Source organism: Fulvivirga sp. M361 (assembly GCF_007097395.1).
Classification (GTDB): domain Bacteria; phylum Bacteroidota; class Bacteroidia; order Cytophagales; family Cyclobacteriaceae; genus Fulvivirga.
Genome location: NZ_VKDC01000145.1, coordinates 1 through 249 on the forward strand (window position 1 = coordinate 1; position 249 = coordinate 249).

The window sequence follows — 249 nt, forward strand, 5'->3', positions numbered from 1 at the left end:
CGGGGATTCATCGACTTGCACGTAAGTTTGGTTAGCGATCAACAGGTTGAGTAGTTCCCATAAAGGAACCAGGTGTTTCCATCCTTTAATGATCCAATCTGATGCAGTAGAAGCCGGTAGATTCACGCCCAACCTGCGATACTTGCTTATTTGACGATGTAATGGTAAACCATATACATATTTGTCCAGTATCATCTGGGCGATCAACCCATCAGAAGGAATCCCTTTGTCAATGACCCGCTCGGGGAG

The 249-nt window shown here is 45.8% G+C and carries 1 protein-coding gene; it reads right to left on the reverse strand.

What is annotated here, in order from left to right:
* Positions 1-249, reverse strand: a 249-nt coding sequence (locus FNH22_RS31885) for a transposase (RefSeq protein WP_143402586.1), incomplete at both ends; no start/stop codon positions are given.